Below are 484 nucleotides of genomic sequence, written 5' to 3' on the forward strand. Positions count from 1 at the left end.
CGTTGTATTTGTTCTATTAAAATACATGGTTTTACCGTCTTTTGTAAACACAGCACTACTCTCATGGGATTCTGTATTTATTGATGCTGAAAATGGTTCTACATTTTCTAAGACATTCTCACTAGTTAAAGTGCCGCTATACAAATCTAAATACGGTAAGTTATTCCAAGAATATGCTGGGTTTTCTGAATTTCTTGCGGATGCAAAAGCTACTTTATCATCTCCATAAAACGACAAGCCAAAATCACTACTAGAGTTTCTGTTTTCTATTTGCTTTAATTTAAAGGTATGCGGGGTTGTTTTATCTGTTTCCTCAATAAAAGCTAAAGTATTTATTTGCTTATTGTAATAGCGTCTTAAATGTTTGTCTGCTTCTTTATATTCCTTAACTCCTTTTAAGGCCTGGGCAAATCTAAAGTGATATTCAATATCTATAGAATCGCCATATTCCACAAACAATTCCCTGTATGTTTTAATGGCTTTT

The 484-nt window shown here is 32.6% G+C and carries 1 pseudogene; it reads right to left on the bottom strand.

What is annotated here, in order from left to right:
- Positions 1-484 (bottom strand): annotated as a pseudogene (locus tag J8281_RS19035) (PD40 domain-containing protein); the annotation flags it as partial.

The sequence above is a fragment of the Aquimarina sp. U1-2 genome (genome assembly GCF_017897595.1).
Taxonomy (GTDB): domain Bacteria; phylum Bacteroidota; class Bacteroidia; order Flavobacteriales; family Flavobacteriaceae; genus Aquimarina.